This window comes from Ruegeria sp. O11 (assembly GCF_056535285.1).
This window is the reverse complement of record NZ_JBQERS010000011.1, coordinates 49,743-71,552: the sequence shown is the minus strand read 5'-3', so window position 1 is coordinate 71,552 and position 21,810 is coordinate 49,743. Positions and strand designations below refer to the sequence as shown.

Below are 21,810 nucleotides of genomic sequence, written 5' to 3'. Positions count from 1 at the left end.
CATGCAAAAGCTAGACAGCATCAATGTTCTGGGAGGCGTACTCGCCCCTTGTTCTCGCGATCCTCTGACCGGGTTCTTTCGCGACGGCGTGTGCAACACCTGCCCGGAAGACCAGGGCAGCCACACGGTTTGCGCAGTAATGACCGCTGAGTTTTTGGCGTACTCGAAATATGTCGGCAATGACCTGAGCACGCCTCGACCTGAATTCGATTTCCCAGGTCTCAAACCCGGCGATAGCTGGTGCCTGTGTGCGTCGCGTTTCTTGCAAGCCTATGACGAGGGCTGTGCACCCCTGGTCCACCTTGAAGCCACCCATCAGAGAGCGTTGGATATAGTTCCCCTGCATATCCTACGGGCGCAGCGTTCAGAAGACGAGACCTAGATCGCGGTAGCCCGATATCCACGTGACGTGCGCGATGGAGGCCCGGTCGGAAAGCTGTGTTCAGCTTGCAGATCCCATCCTGAGCGGGACAACATTTCCACCACCGTCTCTGGCCTGTAGGTCCGGTGCCGCCACTGAAACCAGATGATGGCATTGCACCAATGTGGTTTGCTCACGACCAGCCAGAGCGTCGCACCGGGTTCGGCAAGATCGCGCATTTGGCGCAGAGCCTCAGTAGGGTCGACGCAATGTTCCAGAACGTGCGCGGCCAGTAGGCAGTCAAATCGGGCCTCTGGTTGAAAATCGTCCAATCGGGATTGAATGAGCGTCGCATCGAATCCGCGGCGCTGCAAAGCTGAATGCGCCAAGTGCAGCATCCGGGCAGAAGGCTCGAGCAGCGCGATGTTACCTTCGGGCCGGATGACTGTGCGTGCTTCGGCGAAAGCACCCGTCCCACACCCGATATCCAGCGCATTACGCCCCAAGTCTGCAAGCGGATCTGACGACAGAAATCCTAGGTAGGCATCAAAATACCCTAGCAGCCGCATCTTATCCGACCAGCCGGGGGCTGCCTGATCGTATTTTTGGTCAAGCCGATTAAGTTCAGCCTTTGAGGACGCGCCGCTCATGATTAGCAAACTGGCACAGTTCCTCAAAGGCGCAAAGCCTGTTTTGGGTGATCAGTCTGCTGTACGGCCTTCGGTGTCGGACATGTCGAAGTTCAGGTAGTTCGCAACCGTCTGCACATCCTTGTCGCCGCGTCCGCACATGTTCATGCAGATCAGGTGATCTTTGGGCAAATCTGGTGCGATCTTCATCACATGCGCCAGCGCATGACTGGGCTCGAGCGCCGGGATGATGCCCTCGGTCGCACAGCACAGCTGAAATGCCTCCAGCGCCTCTTTGTCGGTGATTGAGACATAGTTGGCACGGCCGATATCGTTCAGCCAGGAATGCTCAGGCCCGATCCCCGGATAATCCAGACCCGCCGAGATGGAATAGCCTTCCAGAATCTGCCCATCGTCATCCTGCAACAGATAAGTGCGATTACCGTGCAGCACGCCGGGGCGACCGCCGGTCAACGAGGCACAATGTTCCATCTTTTCATTCACGCCCTTGCCGCCTGCTTCGACGCCGATGATGTTGACCTCTTTGTCATCAAGGAACGGATAGAACAGGCCCATCGCATTCGATCCACCGCCAATGGCTGCGATGATGGTGTCGGGTAGACGACCTTCGGCCTTGTGCATCTGCTCTTTGGCTTCCTTACCGATGATCGACTGGAAATCGCGTACCATCGCCGGGTACGGGTGCGGACCGGCCACTGTGCCGATGCAATAGAAGGTGTCGCGCACATTGGTCACCCAGTCGCGCAGCGCGTCGTTCATCGCGTCTTTCAGCGTACCCCGACCGCTTGTCACCGGAATCACCTCAGCCCCAAGCAGGCGCATACGGAATACATTCGGGGCCTGACGCTGTACGTCATGCGCGCCCATATAGACGATGCATTTCAGGCCGAACTTGGCACAGACGGTAGCGGTGGCTACGCCGTGCTGCCCTGCCCCGGTTTCCGCGATGATCCGGGTCTTACCCATGCGGCGCGCAAGAATGATCTGGCCCAGCACGTTATTAATCTTATGCGCACCAGTGTGGTTCAGTTCATCGCGCTTCAGATAGATTTTGGCCCCGCCCAGATGCTCGGTCAGGCGTTCCGCGTAATACAGCGGCGAGGGGCGGCCCACATAGTTGGCCCACAGATCATCCATCTCGGCCCAGAAAGTAGGGTCATCCTTGGCTTTGTTATATTCCTCTTCCAGCGACAGGATCAGCGGCATCAGCGTTTCGCTGACGAACCGTCCACCGAAGATGCCGAAACGGCCCTGCTCATCCGGGCCGGACATGAAGGAATTAAAAAGATCGTTGGCCATGGGTGTCTCCACTCGTCGTACGCGACTTTCATAGGTGGTAGCGGCAGGATTTGCCATGGCAAAACGCATCATTGCTGATCCTGGACGCATTGCGCCCAGACCTTCAAAGCCTGATCCCTGCTAGGGACAGCAATGCAGGGAAAATGGTGGAATTCATAGGTTTTGGCCAAGCGCGAAGCCGCATCCACCACACATCGATGCGGGCCCGATTGGGCAAATGTCAGCATAGCCTCTATGTCTTCCCAAACACTGAGTGAAAAAAACATGCCCTGATGTAAAAAGACCTGTGCTTCCAGGCACAATGGATCGCCGCGCGCCTGAAGCAACGCCTGACGCGCCCGCCAGAATAGTTCCGGCCCGTAGTACCATCGTCTTAACGAAACACCGCCAATTGCCGCAAGCATTGTCTCCTCCCCTTTTCCGGAGATACGCAGCAGACAATTGTTCAGATCACCGTGTGGCGGCGATGAATGCGCTGATCAAGGCCTCATCCTTGATACCCGGGGCACTTTCAACACCCGAAGCGACGTCCACTTGCCGGGCTCCCGTGGTACGAATGGCCTCCGCCACGTTGTCGGGAGTTAGACCACCCGCCAACATCCACGGCTTGCGCCAATACTTCCGCCCGGCCAAAAGCCGCCAATCGAACGCCAAGCCATTGCCACCCGGTAGAACCGCATTTTTTGGTGGTTTGGCATCGATCAAAATCTGGTCGGCGACGTCGCTAAACGCATCAATCGCAGCGAGGTCTTCCGCATCGGCCACTCCAATGACCTTCATAACCGGCAACCCATAGCGCGATTTGATTTCCGAAACCCGTTCGACGTTTTCACCACCGTGTAACTGCAGCATATCGAACGGTGCGGTTTCGGTAATCTGATCCAAAACCTCGTTCGACGCATTCACAACCAAAGCCACCTTAGCAACCCCAACAGGTACAGATTGCACCAACTCTGCTGCTTGCTCAGCGGATACATAACGCGGCGATTTAGGAAAGAAATTGAAGCCAAGATACCGTGCACCTGCTTCAACTGCCGCACGCACATGATCAGGTGCGGTAAGACCGCATATTTTGACACTGATTTCACCGGACATAGTCGGCCTCAGCTTGCCTCATCCAGCAGGGCAAGAACGTCGTCTTGTCCTTCATTTTGCTTTTTCTTGAGCTTCTTGACCTCGCGCTCAAGCTTACGCACTTCGCTTTTCTTCACAGTGGCGTCTTTACGGTGCTTGTGCTCACGCAGCCACTCCCAAAGGAAGCCGATGACCAGACCGGCCACAACGCCACCAAGGACAACCAAGAACAAAGGGAGCGAGGTTGAAAAGTTGAACCCAAGCAACTCTGCCAGTGCATCCGGCATCAGCTTCAATTCAACCAGCTCACGATTGGCCAGAGAGATTGAAACCAATATGATCCCTAAGGCAGCAAGAAAAGCATAACGAATGTAGCGCATCATGACTTACGCTTTACCGTTCAACCGATCCCTTAGCAACTTGCCGGTCTTGAAAAACGGAACACATTTTTCTTCAACCTGTACGGTTTCTCCAGTACGGGGATTCCGTCCGACACGTGCATCGCGTTTTTTCACGGAGAAAGCGCCAAATCCACGCAGCTCAACGCGATCACCGCGCGACATTGCATCGGTCACTTCTTCAAAAACCGTATTTACAATCCGTTCGACGTCGCGCTGATAAAGATGCGGGTTTTCGTCGGCGATTTTTTGAATCAGTTCTGAACGGATCATGCGTAATACCCTCCCAGGCGTCCGGTATGTCTGGCCTACTGATTTGACAGTATAGGAAAAAACCCGGTTTGGGGGAACGCATACTCTGCATCGATTGGACTTATTTTGCCACATTCTAACGCGAATATTAGCGCACAAGCTCGTTTTCTACACCTATTGAGCGAACATGACGGGAAAAAACCCGGATAATTGGAACATATTGATTCGCAACAAAAACGGCCCCGCGCATGCGCACGGGGCCGAAATTCTTGGTTAGGCTTTCGCCCTGAATCAGTCGCCGGACTTCAGCGCTGCACCCAGGATATCGCCCAGCGATGCGCCAGAGTCGGAAGAACCGTACTGTTCCACGGCTTCTTTCTCTTCGGCGATTTCGCGTGCCTTAATCGACAGGCCCAGACGGCGGGTCTTGCTGTCGACGTTGGTGACGCGGACGTCGACCTTGTCACCGACCGAGAAACGCTCGGGGCGCTGTTCGGCGCGGTCACGGCTCAGGTCTGAACGGCGGATGAAGGATTTCATGCCTTCGTATTCCACCTCGATGCCGCCATCTTCAATCGCGGTCACTTCGACGGTTACGATCGAGCCACGCTTCACGCCGCCCACGGCTTCGGCGAACTTGTCACCGCCCAGGGCTTTGATCGACAGCGAGATACGCTCTTTTTCGACGTCAACTTCCGAGACAACGGCCGAAACCATGTCGCCCTTGCGGTAGTTCTGGATCGCATCCTCGCCACGCTCGTCCCAGGACAGGTCCGACAGGTGAACCATGCCGTCGATGTCGCCTTCGAGGCCAATGAACAGACCGAATTCGGTGATGTTCTTGACTTCGCCCTCAACCTCGGTGCCCTCGGGGTGTGTTTCTGCAAACACTTCCCATGGATTGCGCTGAGTCTGTTTCAGGCCCAGAGACACGCGACGCTTGGCGCCGTCGATTTCCAGAACCATGACGTCGACTTCCTGGCTGGTCGAAACGATCTTGCCGGGGTGGACGTTTTTCTTGGTCCAGGACATCTCGGACACGTGCACCAGACCTTCGACACCAGCTTCCAGTTCGACGAACGCGCCGTAGTCGGTGATGTTGGTGACGCGACCCTGATGGACCGAGCCCAGCGGGTACTTGGCAGCAACCAGATCCCACGGATCTTCCTGCAGCTGCTTCATGCCCAGGCTGATGCGGTGGGTCTCTTTGTTGATCTTGATGACCTGAACCTTGATGGTTTCGCCGATCGTCAGGATCTCGGACGGGTGGTTCACACGACGCCATGCCATGTCGGTGACGTGCAGCAGGCCGTCAACGCCGCCCAGGTCAACAAATGCACCGTATTCGGTGATGTTTTTGACAACACCCTCGACGGTCTGACCTTCGGACAGGTTGCCGATAACTTCGGCACGCTGTTCGGCACGCGATTCTTCCAGGATTGCGCGACGCGAAACAACGATGTTGCCACGGCGACGGTCCATTTTCAGGATCTGGAACGGTTGCTTCAGACCCATCAGCGGGCCAGCGTCGCGCACGGGGCGAACGTCAACCTGCGAGCCGGGCAGGAACGCGACTGCGCCACCCAGATCGACGGTGAAGCCACCTTTGACGCGACCAAAGATTGCACCTTCGACGCGCTGGTCGTCGGCATATGCTTTTTCCAGACGATCCCATGCCTCTTCACGGCGGGCCATCTCGCGCGAGATGACGGCTTCGCCGCGGGCGTTTTCTGCGGCGCGCAGGTAAACTTCGACCTCGTCACCAACAGCGATTTCAGGGGCTTCGCCGGGATTTGCGAATTCTTTCAGATCAACGCGGCCTTCCATTTTGTAGCCTACGTCGATGATGGCTTGGCCGGCTTCGATCGCCAGAACCTTGCCTTTGACAACAGAACCCTCTTCGGGTGTGTCCATTTCGAAGCTTTCATTCAGGAGGGCTTCGAATTCCTCCATGGATGCGTTAGCCATGTGGCGTTGTTTTCCTTTACAGTACGTTTTTGCTGGCCGAGCGGTTGTCTCCGCCGGTCTTGTTTCATGATGTCTTCAGGCGTGATCCGGTGCGCCCCTGAGCAAACAAACACAAAGGGCCGAGGTTACCCGGCCCTGCTCAGAAACGTCATCCGGACGTTGACCGCCCTTGTATCGACAGCGCGCGTATAGGCGGATTCCAATGCTTGCGCAAGTGCAAAGCCAACAAACGCTGGCTTATGCGGCGGGATCAGCGCTTGATTGCTTGCCCGGCGTGCCCCAGATCAACGCATCTTGCTGCAACATGGATCGCTCAATGGCGTCAAGCCGCAGAATAGCGGCCATGGGATTTGCCGAACCCCCAGCTTGGTCCCAGATTTTGAGAGCCGAGGCCGGACTCCATGGCAAACAGGCAGACGCCAGCCACTGCCTAAGGCCTTGCGGTAATGCGTCATAGGCCTGCATCGGCGAGCCCCGCCGCCTACGACGTTTGAGCTGAGTCCGCAAATTACGGCCTGAATTGCCTTTGATCGCCCTACCGGCGTTGGCAGGGATCACACCTCGTTTTACATCGTAACGCGCAGACACACAGAAACTCCATCTTTCAAGCCTGTGTTACGATATCATATAACATAAACCTTTTAGCAAGACGTTCTTTGGGCCGTACAGTCGGAAATTAGATTTCCTCGCCCTTTTTTAACAGTTCCTTGAACAGCTCTTGCTGCAACTCACCGCTGTCGCCGCCGCCAAACTGTGCTCCTCCGCTGGAATAGAGGGTGCCATATGTTTGTGCGATGTTCACAGTTTGCGCGATACCCGAAATCAATTGATCCCTTTCCAGCGACAAAAGCGGGTGCAAGAACACCGCCCAAACCCTACCGTTCGCGATCGCATATCGCGCATCCAATGCCGTATCGAAATTGGCCTGCATCATCCGTTGCATGTCGGCCTGACTCAGACTGTCTGCAGATCGGATCGGAACCATCACGCGCATACGATCCGCATTGGTATCCGTCACAACAAATACACGCGTCTCTGAGATCATCAGCTCAAAACCAGGCCCGTGTGGTTGCGCCTCGGGATCCAGTGCAAACAGGATTTTACCCAGACGTTCGTAGGTCATCGGGGGTTCATTGATCGGAGACGGGGTTTCAGCTTCCTGAGCAGCCATGCCTGTGGCTGTTAACACCAGAAACAGAACTATTCGGATCATGTGGCGCCTCCTATAGATATAGAAACGACAATATGACGTTCAGCTCTGACGAACCAAACAAAGCTCTGTGAACACTTATCACACATCATGCATCGGTTAGGACGATCTGCAATACTTTGCGTTCTATCGGCGATTACACGTCCGAAAAGCCTTTCCTATTTTCACCCCATCGGCCGACGACTGTTGCGGCCAGGAACCAAATGGAAAGGAATAACCAAATGAAATCTCTTGCCCTTACGGCCCTTGCGATGACACTTGCCCTTACTGCCCCTGCATTTGCTGCGGATGAAATAAACGTCTCAAAGGGTATCTCTGCTGCTGGCGCTCCATTGGCGGTACATGGTGTAGATCTGGTGGCCTTGGTGAATGACGGCAATCCGGTCGAGGGTTTTGCAACCCATACAGCGACCTATGACGGCGCGTCCTACTATTTCACCAGTGCTGCAAACCTTGAAGCGTTTGAGGCCAACCCAGCAGCATACTTGCCTCAACACGGCGGATATTGCTCATTCGGTGTTTCGGTCGGAAAGAAATTTGACGGCGACCCGGATCAATATCTGGTTGCCGACGGAAAGCTGTTCTTGTTCCTGAACGCAGACACCCGTGCATCTTTCCTGAAAGACGTCACGGGGACAGCAAAAACCGCTGATGATCAGTGGGCCAACATCAAAAGCATCGCTGTAGGCGAGCTGTAAGGAATTGGCCCTGCCTGAAGGCGATTATGCTTTAGGCAGGGTCATTTCGATGACTTCGATCGCACGGGCCAGTGCAGCATCGACACTCAGGTCCGAGGTATCCAGCAGCACAGCATCAACTGCGGGCTTCATCGGTGCAGTGCTGCGTTCAGCGTCACGGGCATCGCGTTCTTTGACGTCTGCCAGCACCTGTTCGCGCGAGACATCATCGCCTTTGGCTGCAAGCTCCAGATATCGCCGTTCCGCGCGCACTTCGGCACTGGCCGTGACGAACAGTTTGACCTCGGCGTCCCGACAAATAACGGTTCCAATATCACGCCCGTCAAGAACTGCGCCTCCGACACGTCGCGCAAAGGCACGTTGGAAATCAACCAGTGCGCTGCGAACCTCGGGTATAACAGCCACTTTTGAGGCCGCCTTTGCGATCTCGGCCGTACGAAGGTCACCCTGACCCAACTCTTCTGCGGTTAGAGATTGCGCCGCCGTAACAGGCTCTTCCCCTTGCAGCATGCGTCGTCCAACCGCTCGGTAAAGCAATCCAGTATCCAGATGGGCAAACCCGAAATGCGCGGCTACCGCCTTCGAGATCGTGCCCTTACCTGCCGCAGCAGGGCCGTCGATCGCAACCGTATACCGCTGCTCGAGCATCAGACGGGCCGGTTGTCGCGAAGCAGCTTGGCACCCAAACCCGTCATCAACGGCTCAAAGATCGGGAACGAAGTTGCAATCGGACCACCATCATCTACCGAAACCGCCTTTTTCGCGCCCATACCCATCACCATGAAGGACATGGCAATGCGGTGATCGAGGAAACTCTCACAAATGCCGCCGCCGGGAACACCACCAATGCCTAGGCCCTCGACTGACCACCAATCGTCACCCTCGTCTACCGTCACGCCATTTGCGCGCAGGCCACGCGCCATTGCATCGATCCGGTCACTTTCCTTGACGCGTAACTCTTTGACGCCGCCCATCATCATTGTGCCGGTTGCATTGGCGGCAACAACGGACAGCACAGGGTATTCGTCAATCATCGAGGCAGCGCGTTCTGGTGGGACGGAAATTCCCTTCATATTCGGCGAGTATTTTGCCCGCAGATCTGCAACGGGCTCACCACCCTCTTCGCGCTCGTTCTCATAGGTCAGATCCGCACCCATCTCGCGTAGCGTTGTAAACAAACCTGCACGCGTGGGGTTTAATCCGATGCCTGGCACCAAAACATCCGATCCGGGGGTAATCAGTGCGGCACATACCGGGAAGGCTGCGCTAGATGGGTCACGCGGCACCGCAATGACCTGCGGCTTCAATTCTGGACGCCCGGTCAGGGTAATCACTCGACCCTCGTCGGTATCCTCGACGGTGATTTCTGCGCCGAACCCGGCCAGCATCCGTTCGGAATGATCACGGGTTGCCTCTTTCTCGATTACCACGGTCTTGCCGGGGGCATTCAGCCCTGCCAGCAGAACAGCGGATTTCACCTGAGCCGATGGCACAGGCACCTCGTAACGAACCGGGATGGGGTCCGCAGCGCCGACGATGGTCATCGGCAGGCGTCCACCATTACGACCGACAGATTGCGTACCAAACAGCGCCAGAGGATCGGTGACCCGGGCCATCGGACGTTTGTTCAGGCTGGCATCCCCGGTAAAGGTCGCCGTTATCGGAGAGGTTGCCATCGCTCCCATAATCAGGCGCACACCGGTGCCCGAGTTCCCGCAATCGATCACCTGATCGGGTTCCGCAAAGCCGCCTACGCCTACGCCGTGCACCGACCATTCGCCGCCTCCGTGATCCGTAACTTCGGCCCCGAAGGCCCGCATGGCCTTGGCCGTGTCCAGCACATCCTCGCCCTCAAGCAGGCCCGAAATCCTGGTTTCGCCAACAGCCATCGCCCCCAGGATCAGGGACCGGTGCGAGATTGATTTGTCGCCAGGCACCTCTGCCGTGCCGGTCAGCGGGCCGCATGGATGCGACGTCATCGGGATGGGCGTGCCGTGTCCGGACATGGGGGCTCCTGTTTTCGCTATCGGTCCTCAGGCCGATTAGCGAATTGGGGCCGGTTGGTCCAGCGGCAATCAGTCTTTGCGTCGGAAGGTCAGATAATGCGGGGTACGCCCCTCGCGTAGGGCTTTTTGTTCGTAGCGGGTGGAAATCCAGTCATCCCAAGGCTCGCGCCAGTCGGCGGGGCGCTCGGCGAGCCACTCAAAACCGGCACGCGGTACCTCTTCAAGAGTCTGGCGCACATAGTCGGGGATATCGGTGGCAACGCGAAAAATCGAACCCGGCTTCAAGGCACGCGCGAGAGGTTCCAGATGCTCAGGGGTCACGAACCTGCGCCGATGATGACGTGTTTTCGGCCACGGATCAGGATAGAGCAGGAACGCGCGCGAGATGCTGGCCTCGGGCAGCACATCAAACAGATCCCGCACATCGCCGGGGTGCACGGCGAGGTTTTCGGCACCAGCCTGACGAATTTTGCCCAACAACATTGCGACACCATTGATGTAAGGCTCTGCTCCGATAATGCCAATACCGGGATTGTTTTGCGCCTGATGCACCAAATGCTCGCCACCGCCAAATCCGACTTCGAGCCAGACAGGCTTGCCACCGAACAGGCCCTCTAGGTCCAAAGCGGTGCGTTCTGGGTTGGTTTCCCAATCTACCGCACCTGGAGACAGGGCGGCCAGATCTTCTGACAGATAAGTCTTTTGGCTGGGCTTCAAGGTCTTGCCTTTGAAGCGGCCATAAAAGTTCCTGCGGGGGCGCAGTGGGGTCTGGTTGCTCATGCCCGTGCCCATACTGCTGACTCGTGCCTGAGGCAAGGGTGGAGGTTGGGGGCTGGCCCCCACACCTCCGGCGTATTTATTGAATAGGTGAATGTCGCTCAGACAGCCTGCCTAAGAGCGTCGGCCAAATCGGTACGCTCCCAGCTGAATCCGCCATCTGCATCGGGTTCGCGTCCGAAATGGCCATAGGCTGCAGTACGCTGATAGATCGGCTTGTTCAGTTGCAGATGCTCGCGAATGCCGCGCGGTGTCAGGTCCATGACTTGACCGACAGCATTCTCGATAACCGCGTCAGCGATCTGGCCTGTCCCATGTGTGTCGGCATAGATCGACAGGGGTTTGGAGACGCCAATCGCATAGCTCAACTGAATGGTGCAGCGTTCCGCCATTCCTGCCGCTACCACGTTCTTGGCAAGGTAGCGTGCGGCATACGCAGCCGAGCGGTCCACCTTGGTCGGGTCCTTGCCAGAGAACGCACCGCCCCCGTGCGGAGCAGCACCGCCATAGGTGTCCACGATGATCTTGCGCCCGGTCAGACCCGCATCGCCATCGGGGCCGCCGATCACGAACTTGCCAGTGGGATTCACATGCCACTCGGTCTCGGCGGTCAGCCAGCCATCGGGCAGGGTTTTGCGAATATAGGGTTCGACAATCTGGCGGATATCATCCGAGGTCAGCGCCTCATCCAGATGCTGAGTGGACAGCACGATTGAGCTGACACCAACTGGATTGCCATCCCGGTAGATGACCGACAGCTGCGATTTCGCGTCCGGACCCAGTGCGGGCTCGGTTCCGTTCTTACGAACTTCGGCCAGTCGGCGAAGGATTGCATGCGAATACTGGATCGGAGCTGGCATCAGTGCGGGTGTCTCGGTCGTGGCGTACCCGAACATGATACCCTGATCGCCCGCGCCCTCGTCCTTATTGTCAGCGGCGTCGACACCCTGCGCAATATGAGCCGACTGTTCGTGCAGCAGGTTGGTTACCTCGACGGTTTCGTGGTGAAACTTGTCCTGCTCGTATCCGATATCTTTGATGCAGGCGCGCGCAATATCATCGATATGCGCCATGTAATCGTGGAGCTTGTCCTGATCCGACAGCCCCACTTCGCCACCGATGACCACACGGTCCGTTGTGGCAAAAGTTTCGCACGCAACGCGGGCTTCGGGCTCTTCACGCAGGAAGGCGTCTAGCACCGCATCGGAAATACGATCGCAGACTTTATCAGGGTGTCCTTCGGATACGGACTCCGAAGTAAAAGTGTAATTCTGTCGGGACATAAATGTGCTCCAATAAGATTTTCCCATCACGTCAGGAAGCCGTTGTGAAGGGCAATTGACCGAATACGCGCGCAGTCAGGTAGGGTCAATCGGTATTTGACCGTTGAACCTACTGGTATGACGCCAGAGCAACGCCCAAGCTGCTAATAGAAGGAAAAACACCGGTTTGTCCCCGATCCGGGAATATATCGTCGCGGCTTGGGGCTGCGGCAATTCGGCGTCGATAAACCCGGCCTGCCCAAGCGCCAACGCGTCAGTAATTCGCCCCAAAGGGTCAATCATCGCAGAAACACCGGTATTGGCCGAGCGCAACATCGGCAGACCCTGCTCGATAGCGCGCATCTGTGCCTGTGCAAGATGCTGATACGGACCGGAGCGAGTCCCGAACCACGCATCGTTAGTGATCTGCAACAGAAAATCTGCCCGGCCCGGCGCGGACAGAACATCTTGTGTGAATACGGCCTCATAACAGATCAGCGGCAGAGCTTTCCCAAGCCCTCCTGCATCCATCAGGGCAGCGCCCGGCCCAGCGCTGAAACCACTTCCCATGGTTGCCGCCATTCCGTGAATTCCAAACCGCGCCATCAATTCACCAAAGGGCACATATTCTCCGAATGGGGCCAGGTGGTGTTTGTCATAGAGCCCTGCCTGTTGACCATCTCCATTCAAATAGATCATCGAGTTATAGATCTGCCGTCCGGCAGCACGCTGAATACCTAGAAAAACAGGCGTACCCTGCGCCGCTTCACCAATTGCTGAAAGATAGGGCTGCGCACTGCCAAGCCACGCCGGAACCGAAGTTTCTGGCCAGACAATCAGATCTGGCCTGGGCTCGGCTAACGTGAATTCAAGTTGGCGGGCAAAAAACAGGGGTGCATATTCCGGGTCCCACTTTTGGTGCTGTGGAGCATTAGGCTGTATCAGCCGCACGATACGGCCGGTGTATTCAACCGACGGCCGGTTCGCGGCGTAAGCCAGAGCCAATACAGCGCACCCCGCAGGCACAAAGATTGGCATCCCCAGACCGCGTGGAGTCCGATCACTGGCGATGGCTGCACCGAGTGGCAAAGTCGCAATCAGCGTCAGCGCGCCCAAGCCATAAGGTCCTACCAGCGACAGGAGCTGAGAAAAAGGCGTATCCACCCAGATCTGGGCAATACCCGCCCAAGGAAACCCTGTTAGTATGTAACCCCGCGCAAACTCGGCCAGAGAGAGCGTCAAAGCCAGTAGCATACCCTGCACGATCGGCGATCCACCGATGCGTTTTGCAACTCCAAAGGCCAGCGCCCAGAACAATGCCAACCCGCCTGACAAGAAGATCAGTGCAAAGGGTGCCATCCAGGCATGGCGTTCTGCGTCAACCATGAATGGTTCGATGATCCAGTTTAGCGCATGGGCAAAATACCCGGTGGCGAACACCCATCCCAGCAAAGCCGCGCGGCGGGATGTTTCAGAGTTCAAGTACAATGGAGTAAGCAGGATCAGCGCCACCAATGCCGCTGGCCAATAACCCAACGGGGCAAGCCCACAAGCAGCCACGATTCCCAAGGATGCCGCTAGCAGCAACCGCAACCAATAGGGCCACCCCTGGGCAGGATTCATGCAGCGATATCCGGCAACATGACGCGCAACCGCTTTATGCGGCGTGGGTCTGCGTCAAGAACTTCGAATTCAGGCCCTTCGGGGTGGCATACCACCTCACCACGCGCCGGGACGCGCCCGGATAGCATGAAGACCAAACCGCCCAAAGTGTCGATCTCTTCTTCGTCCACATCTTCGTGGCTGGTCAATGAACGACCAATTTCGGCTTCGAAATCTTCAAGCGGAACCCGAGCTTGAACCACGTAGCAGCCGGGTTTTTCTTGTATCCAAAGCTGATCCTCATCGGCGTCATGTTCGTCGGCAATTTCGCCCACAACCTGTTCGATTAGGTCTTCGATGGTCAGCAGGCCGTCGACACCACCGTATTCGTCAATGACCAGCGCCATATGACGGCGTTCAGTTTGCATCTTGGTTAAAAGTACGCCAATCGGCATCGAGGGCGGAACGAACAGCAAGGTCCTTAGCATTGACGTCAAATCAAACTCGGACGAGTTGCCATTAAATCCATGGGTCAGCGCGAAATCCTTGAGGTGGACAAAGCCCAGTGGCGTATCGAGCGTTCCCTCGTAGACAGGGATTCGCGATAATCCACTATCGCGAAAAATTTGCGCCAACTCGTCCTTGGGTGTTGTCGAGGGAACCGAGATAATCTCGGCCGTGGGTATCGCGACATCTTCGACCCGCATTCTGCGCAGGTTGATCATACCCCTCGGTTGTGAATCCGTGACCTTAGCCCCGTTCACCTGACTGGCTTCATCGCCCGGAGGTGAAAATGCGTCGAATATCCGGGATAAAAGCCCGCCTTTTTCATCGCTATCCGTGTTGCTGTTCTGTGAATGCGCGCCTTGCGCTGCCCTAGAACTGCCGTCTGTATCGCCCATTATCCTGTTCCAAATGATCGGGCAAAGCTGCCCCTGTCATACATTATATGGGTTATCTATACCCAGTTTGCCAAGTATTTCGATCTCAACCCGTTCCATCAAAGTGGCGTCGAGGTCACGAATGTGATCGTATCCTAACAAATGTAACGTGCCGTGAATTATCAAGTGGGTCACATGATCTTCCATTGATTTACCCGCTGCGATGGCCTCACGCGCGCAGGTGTCATATGAAATCGCAATGTCTCCCAATGCGATTTCCCCAGTGAAATCGGGCTCGGGCAACATTGGTATGCCCCCAGGCTGATCAGGGGACAAATCTTCGGCAGGCCAGCTTAGAACATTTGTCGGCTTCAGTTTTTCCCGGAATTCGGCATTCAGAACTGCGATACGTTCATCGTTACAACCCAACAAGCTGATTTCGCAGAGATCCGATTTGAGACCGCAATAATCAAGAACTTCAATGAGTGCACGTTGCGCCAAAGGCTGCAATTCCCGCCAGCGCTCGTCTTCGATCGTTACATCCAGAATCATACCGGCTCTCCAAGGCTCCAAAACCCTTCGGAACCTTGGGTTTCACCCCGTTTCGCGGCCCGTGTCGGCCTCATACGCCTCAATAATGGCGGCGACAAGCGGGTGGCGCACGACATCTTTCGACGTGAAATAATTAAAACTGATATTCGGGATCGTCTTCAGCAGTCTTTCCGCATCCGCCAAACCCGATTGCACACCGCGCGGCAAATCGACCTGTGACCGGTCTCCGGTGATCACCATGCGGCTGCCTTCGCCAAGTCTGGTCAGGAACATTTTCATTTGCATGGTGGTGGCATTTTGCGCCTCGTCCAGCACGACAAAGGCATTCGCCAGCGTCCGCCCACGCATAAACGCCAGAGGCGCGATTTCGATCCGCTTTTCTTCGATCAGCTTAGCCAGCTGCTTGCCCGGGAGGAAATCATTCAGCGCATCATAAAGCGGCTGCATGTAGGGATCGACTTTATCCTTCATGTCACCGGGCAGGTAACCCAGCTTTTCGCCGGCCTCTACCGCTGGGCGGCTGAGAATGATCCGGTCCACATGGCCTCCGATGAACATCGACACACCCACAGCAACAGCCAGATAAGTTTTACCCGTACCTGCAGGGCCGATTCCAAAGGCCAGCTCATTGTTGAAGAGCGACTGAACATATGCCTTCTGGGCGTCTGTCCGCGGCTCAACCAGCTTCTTACGCGTTTTGATTTCGACCGTTCCGCCTTTGAACATCTCAAGCTGGTCACCATCCCGCGTGCCGGTTCCGGCCTCGGAATTGCCCATGCGCAACTCTCGGTCGACATCTGCTGCTTCGACATCTCGCCCACCTTCAAGCCGAGTGTAGAGCGCCTGCAGCACTTCAATCGCCTGCTTTTGCGATTCTTCATCACCCAGCACGACCAACTGATTTCCACGCCGCACGATCTGCACCGAAAGCTTTTGCTCGATATCGGTCAGGTTACGGTCATATTCGCCGCACAAATCGATTAGTAGTCTGTTGTCTGGGAACTCAACAAGCGCCTCACGCTGGGGCATATCTTCTTGCGGTGGGGTCAGGGCACCGATGGCCAATCCGTTCTCCTGTCTTGGCGTTTCACCCCGAGCGTAGACAACATCTTGAGGTGGACGCAAGGCGCAGTTTCGTTTTTTGCAAACGGGATGACAAATGCGCCGATCAACGGCGTTGTTGCGCATAAAATATCAGTTTTTGCGAATGGTTCAGAATGTATAATTCAATCCGATCCGCAATCCGCGGTAGCTTGGCGTCGATTTGGTGCTGAAAGAAGGGCCCAGTTCCACGGTTTTTGATTCGAACTGCAGATATTCGAGCTCACCAGTGATCGACCAATCGTCATTCAGTTTATGCTCGGCACCCAGGCTGGCAGAAAAACCCTGACGTCGATCAACGTCTTCAAAGCGGGTAGTCCCACCCACTTCGGTCACAGAAGCCGACGTTGTGATATCACCACGCACATAGCCCACTGTAACGAAGTAAAGGACACTCTTGCTGCGGTTTGTAAGTCCATTTCGAAGGCGGATCGAGAATACATCGGAAATTGCAGATCTGCCGCTGACGGGTGTTCCGCCGATCTGTCCCGACGTGCTGCCGTCCAGAGTGCCAAAGTCGTAGCCGACTTCCAGACCATAGACATAGTCGCGCCCGCCTCTCGCAGGCAAAATCCCGCGCCAACCCCCGCGAAACCCGGCAAAGTTGCCGTCAGTACTGACCTCTCCGATCCCGAAAACTGAGCCGCCATTGACCTGCAAGCCAAACTCATCGGAACCACCCGTTGCACGACTGGCGCTCACCCCCAGATAAAACGCCCGGATATCGCTGGCATATCGTTCGGACGAAATCACGTCAGGTTCAGTGACTTCCCCGGTCACATCCCCAGCCAAAGTCGGAGCAGCGCAAGATAACATCAATAAGAGGGCCGTCAAACCGCGGGACATCTTCGATTTTGGAAAACATATCCAACTCACTACTCGCACCCTCCGCCATCATGGCTTGCCTCTTCGGGTCAAAAGTTTCGTAGGCCGCAAAACCCACACCCGAGAAATCTGGCCTCTCTCGGAGCATAGTTCCAAGTCATAAATCAAGGGTTAAATTTGGTCGGAAGGAACCCTTGCAGCATACGTATATTGGATTAAATCACTTCGCCGCCTAGCGAGTTCGCGCCAGAGGATTTGATCCTTACCTTACGTAAATCTCCACGTGCCACATCTGCATCCGAAACGTGAACCGCGTGAAGATACTCGGATTTTCCAACCATCTGGCCCGGTTGACGCCCAGATTTTTCAAACAGGACACTGACTGTTTTGCCAACCATGGAATCCTGAATCACTCGCTGATGACGTGTAATCAAGGCTTGTAACCGTTGCAGACGCTCGTCTGCCACTTCGGCATCGACCTGTGGCCGTTCTGCCGCAGGCGTACCGGGGCGGGTAGAATACTTGAATGAATACGCGTAGCCGTATTTGACCTCTTCCACCAAATCCAGAGTAGCCTGAAAATCCTCATCTGTCTCTTCGGGGAAGCCTACGATGAAATCGCCGGACATTAGAATATCGGGCCGGGCTTCGCGGATGCGTTCGATTAGCCGCAGATAGCTTTCAGCCGTGTGACTGCGGTTCATGCGTTTCAGGATTTTGTCCGATCCCGACTGCACCGGCAGGTGCAGATAAGGCATCAGTTTTTCGCAGGTCCCATGCGCCTCGATCAGCGCATCGTCCATGTCGTTCGGGTGCGAGGTGGTAAAGCGGATGCGCTCCAGCCCATCGACCTTGTTCAACTCCCAGATCAGACCGGCAAGGGTCATGTCCCCATTCGGCCCAGCCCCGTGATAGGCATTTACGTTCTGCCCCAGCAACGTGATCTCGCGCACGCCGCGTTCGACCAGATCCTGCGCCTCACGAATAATGCGGTCTGCAGGCCTGCTGACCTCGGCCCCGCGGGTATAGGGCACCACGCAGAATGCACAGAATTTATCACAGCCTTCCTGCACGGTCAGAAAAGCAGTCGGGCCACGCTTCGCTTTGGGACGGTTCTTGAGCTTTTCGAATTTGTCTTCTTCGGGGAAATCGGTATCCAGCGCCTTTTCACCCGCGCGCGTCTTCGCCTCCATCTCAGGCAGGCGGTGATAGCTTTGCGGACCCACCACCAGATCGACCAGAGGCTGACGGCGCATAATCTCTTCGCCCTCGGCCTGGGCTACGCAGCCAGCGACACCAATCTTCAATTCCGGCTTGTCTGCTTTCAGCCCCTTGAACCGGCCCAGTTCGGAATAGACTTTCTCAGCTGCTTTTTCACGAATGTGGCAAGTATTGAGAAGGATCATATCCGCATCATCGGCCGATTTGGTCTCGACATACCCCTGCCCGCCCAGCGCTTCGGCCATGCGCTCACTGTCATAGACGTTCATCTGACAGCCATAGGTCTTGATAAACAGCTTTTTCGGTTCAGACATGGGTTGGCCTTTGCAGTCGCTGGATCGGCGTCGTCTATACGTATCGAACGCCGCTTGCAATGCTGGCGCAATTACCCGAATTTGGCGGGAATTTCCAGCGAGGCGGAAACAAAGCCAACGATGCAGTATGATTCCCTTGATCACCTTCTGAAATCCGGCGGTGAGGCCCTGAACAAGGGCCCCATAGCGTTGATCTTCGCCGAAGATGAAGTCGAATTGGAAAGCACGCTGCATCACCACCTAAAACTGGGGTTCAAATCGGTGATCGCGTTCCTGCCACAGGAATTTGCGATCGACGATGATCTGAGCGAGAGAGTCTACCGGGTTGTGATGACATGCGCGCCCAGAACAGTCGTTTTTGACGCCGTAAACCGGATCATTCAAGCCACGCAAGGCGTCTGGATATACTACTGCTACAACGCCGAATACCTGTTCTATCCGTTCTGCGAGACCCGCTCGGTTGGCGAATTGCTCGCCTTCCATTCAGAAGAGCGGCGTCAGGCGATGTTGACCCATGTGGTCGATCTGTATGCGAACGATCTTACGGTCTTTCCCAACGGCGTGGCCCCTGATCAAGCAATGCTGGACAAGACCGGATACTACGCCCACACGCGGCATGATGCATCTGGCAAGCCGCTAGAGCGGCAGCTGGATATGTCCGGTGGCCTCCGCTGGCGGTTCGAAGATCATATCCCCTATGAACGGCGCCGGATCGATCGGATTTCGCTGTTTAAAGCAAAATCCGATCTGAAGCTTCTGCCGGATCACACGTTCAACGAGGCGGAATACAACACCTACGCCTGCCCTTGGCACAACAACCTGACCGCCGCGATCTGCTCCTTCCGTGCGGCCAAGGCGTTGAAGACGAACGCCGGGTCGACGTTCGATATCTCTGACTTCTGCTGGAACCATTCAACTCCGTTCGAGTGGGATTCGCGCCAGTTGCTGGATCTGGGCCTGATTGAATCGGGCCAGTGGTTCTAGGTCCTAACGCTGCAACAGAACCGGAAACCAGTCCTCGCGCAGCCGTTGCCCCGGCACCATGTCATGCCCCGGAAATGGCGGCGATGTCCGCCCCGGACGTTCAACATAGCGCGCATCATCACCAACCAACCGCAGCGAGAAGGCCCTGCGCCGACTATCAGACGTATTGCCTCGGGCCCCGTGTAGAGTGCGATAATTGAAGGCCACGGCGTCACCGGGCTCCATTTCAAACTCTACAATCCTCATACCCTCGGCATCCGGGTCCGGGATCGGCATGTATTGCCCCTTATCAGGAAAGAACCCTTCCTCCGAGACCCAACGAGTAGGCAGCACTTCTTTTTCCCAGCGGTGCGATCCGGCGACGCAACGCAAGGTCGCTTGTTTCACCGGGTCCAACGGTGACCAGAAGCTTATATTTTGTTGGCCATCGACAAAATAGTAGGGCCCATCCTGATGCCACGGAGTCGCCATTGAGGTCCCGGGCTCCTTCACCAGTACATGGTCGTGGAACATCTGCACGGATTGTGATTGCATAAGGTCGGCTGCAACTTCGGCAGCAGGGGATGTTTCGATCACTTCACGAAACTGCGGGATACGAGACCAGTTGCAATAGTCGTCAAAAAAACGGCCGGTCTCACCGTCTTTCTTGTTCTCTGACGCATAGGGACCCGGTTCATCCATGTTTGCCGCAACCCCGGCCCGCAGGGTTTCAATGTGATCGGCGAACAGGCCTTTGACCAACACAACACCATCCGTCTGGAAGTCGTCAATCATGGCTTGGGAAACAAGAGGGTGAGTCATCGCGGTCTCCTTGGATTTGTCGCCCGATCTGCGCATGAATGAGCCCTCTGTTCAAATCATATCTTTCGATTAAGGTATTAACCTAATGTTATACCTTACACTCCGCCAATACGAATATGTCTGCGCCATTGGTCGACATGGCAGCCTGTCTGCGGCAGCACAGCGCCTGAACGTCTCGCAACCCGCCTTGTCCAATGCACTGACCCGGGTCGAATCACATTTGGGATATCCACTCTTTGCCCGAAGGCGGGGTGCCGCGATGGCATTAACCCCGCAAGGCCGCAAGTTTATCGAAGAAGCCGAAACCTTGTTGAACCGAGCAGCCCTATTAGAACAGTCAAAACAGCCGCTAACCGGCGAGAACCGATTGCGCCTGGGATGCTTCGTCGATTTGGCCCCCTTTCTTCTGGCCCAGTCTCTGCACCATCTGCGAGAGGCCTTGCCCGATGTCGTCCTGACACACGGGGTTGAAACGTTCGAAGGTCTGATTTCCGGCCTGATCGATGGCAGATATGATTTTGCGCTTACGTATGATCTGGGCATGGACGCCGGTTTTTTGTGCAAGAAGCTGTTCGACAGCACGCCACATGCACTGCTTTCACCCGATCATACACTGGCGAGGGCCGAGCAGGTGACCCTAACCGAGCTCGCGGCACATCCATTGATTCTGTCCAAAGAGGGTCTGTCCGCGCAGCATGTGCTCGCGCTCTTCAGACGCAAAGGTCTGAATCCCACAATCTCGCACCGGGCGGAATCACTCGAGCTTTCGCGTAGTCTGGCTGCTCATGGGGAAGGTATCGGGATAAGTTATACCAGCCCTAAAAGCGGCTTCAGCTATGATCAGGTCCGCCTGGTAAGCCTGCCGATCATCGATCCGGACGCAACCGAATCCGTCGTTTTGGCGCGGCATGGCACGGGGCCTACTGATCCACTGATCACGCAGGCCGAACATGCATTGGTTACGCTGTTACGAAAGGATTAGCGGTTATTTCTTCCGCAAGCGGATCACCACATCGACCGATGCGATTTCGACGCCTTCAGGAGCTTCCGGCAATTGCTGAATCACCAATTGGTCTGACGGCGCATCGCTTAGGCGGCTTTCGTCTTCCCAATAGAAATGCGGATGGTCGTGCGTATTGGTGTCGAAATAGCTTTTGGATCCGTCCACAGTGATTTCCTGCAGAACCCCGGCATCGCAGAACGCGCGTAATGTGTTGTATACGGTCGCCAGCGAAACCGCGTCACCTTTGGCTTTTGCGGATTCAAACAGGCTTTCTGCGGTCACATGACGATGCAACCCGTCACCCACAAGCAATTCGGCCAAAGCAACCCTTTGGCGCGTGGGGCGCAAACCTGCGTCAACCAACCAATTTGCAGCGATGTCACGGCTCTGAGGTGTCATGAATCCGATACCTGTGTTTTGCTGCCCTTAATATAAGTGCGCCCGACCTGCAATTTCAAATGAAATTCATTCGCAAGAAGTATACGTGTCACGGCATGATATGGCGTGCTGGTCTTGCAGGACCTTGCAAACGGGTGCTAGACGAGACCAGATATAACGAACAGACCCAGGC

The 21,810-nt window shown here is 55.9% G+C and carries 25 protein-coding genes and 1 riboswitch; of the genes, 4 read left to right on the top strand and 21 right to left on the bottom strand.

Features of this window, described 5'->3' with window-relative positions:
- The first annotated feature begins 1 nt into the window (after nt 1).
- A complete protein-coding gene (locus tag ACRZ91_RS17120; protein WP_319545210.1) occupies nt 2-382 on the top strand; it encodes a DUF2237 family protein in 381 nt (126 codons plus the stop codon).
- On the opposite strand, the gene ACRZ91_RS17115 is transcribed toward ACRZ91_RS17120, so the two are convergent.
- The 9 genes from ACRZ91_RS17115 to ACRZ91_RS17075 form a co-directional block, all read right to left on the bottom strand.
- Entirely contained in the window at nt 379-1,011 is a 633-nt protein-coding gene (locus tag ACRZ91_RS17115; protein WP_480907313.1) for a class I SAM-dependent methyltransferase, read from the bottom strand. The genes ACRZ91_RS17120 and ACRZ91_RS17115 overlap by 4 nt on opposite strands.
- Before the next feature lie 51 nt (nt 1,012-1,062).
- A complete protein-coding gene (gene trpB, locus ACRZ91_RS17110; RefSeq protein WP_170477504.1) occupies nt 1,063-2,310 on the bottom strand; it encodes a tryptophan synthase subunit beta in 1,248 nt (415 codons plus the stop codon).
- A gap of 68 nt (nt 2,311-2,378) precedes the next feature.
- Nucleotides 2,379-2,714 (bottom strand): hypothetical protein, encoded by a 336-nt coding sequence (locus ACRZ91_RS17105; protein ID WP_170774910.1) that lies wholly within the window; start codon nt 2,712-2,714, stop codon nt 2,379-2,381.
- A gap of 46 nt (nt 2,715-2,760) precedes the next feature.
- A complete protein-coding gene (locus tag ACRZ91_RS17100) occupies nt 2,761-3,405 on the bottom strand; it encodes a phosphoribosylanthranilate isomerase (RefSeq protein WP_480907310.1) in 645 nt (214 codons plus the stop codon).
- An 8-nt stretch (nt 3,406-3,413) separates the two neighbouring features.
- Entirely contained in the window at nt 3,414-3,764 is a 351-nt protein-coding gene (locus ACRZ91_RS17095; protein WP_170477764.1) for a LapA family protein, read from the bottom strand.
- A 6-nt stretch (nt 3,765-3,770) separates the two neighbouring features.
- Nucleotides 3,771-4,055 carry an integration host factor subunit beta gene (ihfB, locus tag ACRZ91_RS17090; protein WP_008758048.1) on the bottom strand — a complete coding sequence of 95 codons (285 nt, stop codon included), beginning with the start codon at nt 4,053-4,055 and terminating at the stop codon, nt 3,771-3,773.
- Nucleotides 4,056-4,325: 270 nt separating this feature from the next.
- The gene (rpsA, locus tag ACRZ91_RS17085; RefSeq protein WP_010438032.1) at nt 4,326-6,002 is read right to left on the bottom strand and encodes a 30S ribosomal protein S1; all 1,677 of its coding nucleotides are present in this window, start codon (nt 6,000-6,002) and stop codon (nt 4,326-4,328) included.
- Between the two features lie 237 nt (nt 6,003-6,239).
- A complete protein-coding gene (locus ACRZ91_RS17080; protein WP_480423331.1) occupies nt 6,240-6,560 on the bottom strand; it encodes a DUF6525 family protein in 321 nt (106 codons plus the stop codon).
- A gap of 118 nt (nt 6,561-6,678) precedes the next feature.
- Entirely contained in the window at nt 6,679-7,215 is a 537-nt protein-coding gene (locus tag ACRZ91_RS17075; protein ID WP_480907308.1) for a hypothetical protein, read from the bottom strand.
- 218 nt (nt 7,216-7,433) lie between these two features.
- On the opposite strand from ACRZ91_RS17075, the gene ACRZ91_RS17070 reads away from it, so the two are divergent.
- Nucleotides 7,434-7,910, top strand: coding sequence for a YHS domain-containing (seleno)protein (locus ACRZ91_RS17070; RefSeq protein ID WP_170774915.1), 477 nt, complete (start codon nt 7,434-7,436; stop codon nt 7,908-7,910).
- A gap of 24 nt (nt 7,911-7,934) precedes the next feature.
- Here the strand turns inward: ACRZ91_RS17070 and ACRZ91_RS17065 are convergent, their stop codons facing one another.
- The 10 genes from ACRZ91_RS17065 to miaB all read right to left on the bottom strand — a co-directional run bounded on the left by ACRZ91_RS17065 (nt 7,935) and on the right by miaB (nt 18,451).
- Complete coding sequence (locus ACRZ91_RS17065) at nt 7,935-8,558, bottom strand: (d)CMP kinase (RefSeq protein ID WP_480907306.1); 624 nt, start codon at nt 8,556-8,558, stop codon at nt 7,935-7,937.
- On the bottom strand, nt 8,558-9,916 hold the full coding sequence (aroA, locus tag ACRZ91_RS17060) for a 3-phosphoshikimate 1-carboxyvinyltransferase (RefSeq protein WP_010438017.1): 1,359 nt from the start codon (nt 9,914-9,916) through the stop codon (nt 8,558-8,560). The genes ACRZ91_RS17065 and aroA overlap by 1 nt, the downstream gene beginning before the upstream one ends.
- Nucleotides 9,917-9,985: 69 nt before the next feature.
- On the bottom strand, nt 9,986-10,696 hold the full coding sequence (gene trmB, locus ACRZ91_RS17055; RefSeq protein ID WP_480907304.1) for a tRNA (guanine(46)-N(7))-methyltransferase TrmB: 711 nt from the start codon (nt 10,694-10,696) through the stop codon (nt 9,986-9,988).
- Between the two features lie 98 nt (nt 10,697-10,794).
- Entirely contained in the window at nt 10,795-11,976 is a 1,182-nt protein-coding gene (gene metK, locus ACRZ91_RS17050) for a methionine adenosyltransferase (RefSeq protein WP_480907302.1), read from the bottom strand.
- Nucleotides 11,977-11,981: 5 nt separating this feature from the next.
- A riboswitch (SAM-SAH riboswitch) is annotated at nt 11,982-12,030 on the bottom strand.
- A 21-nt stretch (nt 12,031-12,051) separates the two neighbouring features.
- Nucleotides 12,052-13,578, bottom strand: coding sequence for an apolipoprotein N-acyltransferase (gene lnt / locus ACRZ91_RS17045; RefSeq protein WP_480907301.1), 1,527 nt, complete (start codon nt 13,576-13,578; stop codon nt 12,052-12,054).
- A complete protein-coding gene (locus ACRZ91_RS17040; protein WP_010438005.1) occupies nt 13,575-14,459 on the bottom strand; it encodes a hemolysin family protein in 885 nt (294 codons plus the stop codon). The genes lnt and ACRZ91_RS17040 overlap by 4 nt, the downstream gene beginning before the upstream one ends.
- A 36-nt stretch (nt 14,460-14,495) precedes the next feature.
- Nucleotides 14,496-14,990, bottom strand: a complete 495-nt coding sequence (gene ybeY, locus ACRZ91_RS17035; protein WP_480907299.1) for an rRNA maturation RNase YbeY — start codon at nt 14,988-14,990, stop codon at nt 14,496-14,498.
- A gap of 42 nt (nt 14,991-15,032) precedes the next feature.
- Nucleotides 15,033-16,055, bottom strand: a complete 1,023-nt coding sequence (locus ACRZ91_RS17030; RefSeq protein WP_170477770.1) for a PhoH family protein — start codon at nt 16,053-16,055, stop codon at nt 15,033-15,035.
- Nucleotides 16,056-16,202: 147 nt separating this feature from the next.
- A complete protein-coding gene (locus tag ACRZ91_RS17025) occupies nt 16,203-16,907 on the bottom strand; it encodes an outer membrane protein (protein WP_480907378.1) in 705 nt (234 codons plus the stop codon).
- 224 nt (nt 16,908-17,131) lie between these two features.
- On the bottom strand, nt 17,132-18,451 hold the full coding sequence (gene miaB, locus ACRZ91_RS17020; protein ID WP_480907297.1) for a tRNA (N6-isopentenyl adenosine(37)-C2)-methylthiotransferase MiaB: 1,320 nt from the start codon (nt 18,449-18,451) through the stop codon (nt 17,132-17,134).
- A gap of 120 nt (nt 18,452-18,571) precedes the next feature.
- Here miaB and ACRZ91_RS17015 point away from each other — a divergent pair, with 120 nt between their 5' ends.
- On the top strand, nt 18,572-19,435 hold the full coding sequence (locus tag ACRZ91_RS17015) for a hypothetical protein (protein ID WP_480907295.1): 864 nt from the start codon (nt 18,572-18,574) through the stop codon (nt 19,433-19,435).
- 3 nt (nt 19,436-19,438) lie between these two features.
- Here ACRZ91_RS17015 and ACRZ91_RS17010 read toward each other — a convergent pair whose 3' ends face one another.
- Nucleotides 19,439-20,236, bottom strand: coding sequence for a phytanoyl-CoA dioxygenase family protein (locus tag ACRZ91_RS17010; protein WP_480907293.1), 798 nt, complete (start codon nt 20,234-20,236; stop codon nt 19,439-19,441).
- Between the two features lie 85 nt (nt 20,237-20,321).
- Here ACRZ91_RS17010 and ACRZ91_RS17005 point away from each other — a divergent pair, with 85 nt between their 5' ends.
- Nucleotides 20,322-21,218 (top strand): LysR family transcriptional regulator, encoded by an 897-nt coding sequence (locus ACRZ91_RS17005; RefSeq protein ID WP_480907291.1) that lies wholly within the window; start codon nt 20,322-20,324, stop codon nt 21,216-21,218.
- A gap of 3 nt (nt 21,219-21,221) precedes the next feature.
- On the opposite strand, the gene irrA is transcribed toward ACRZ91_RS17005, so the two are convergent.
- The gene (irrA, locus tag ACRZ91_RS17000; protein WP_170477572.1) at nt 21,222-21,638 is read right to left on the bottom strand and encodes an iron response transcriptional regulator IrrA; all 417 of its coding nucleotides are present in this window, start codon (nt 21,636-21,638) and stop codon (nt 21,222-21,224) included.
- Nucleotides 21,639-21,810: the final 172 nt, after the last annotated feature.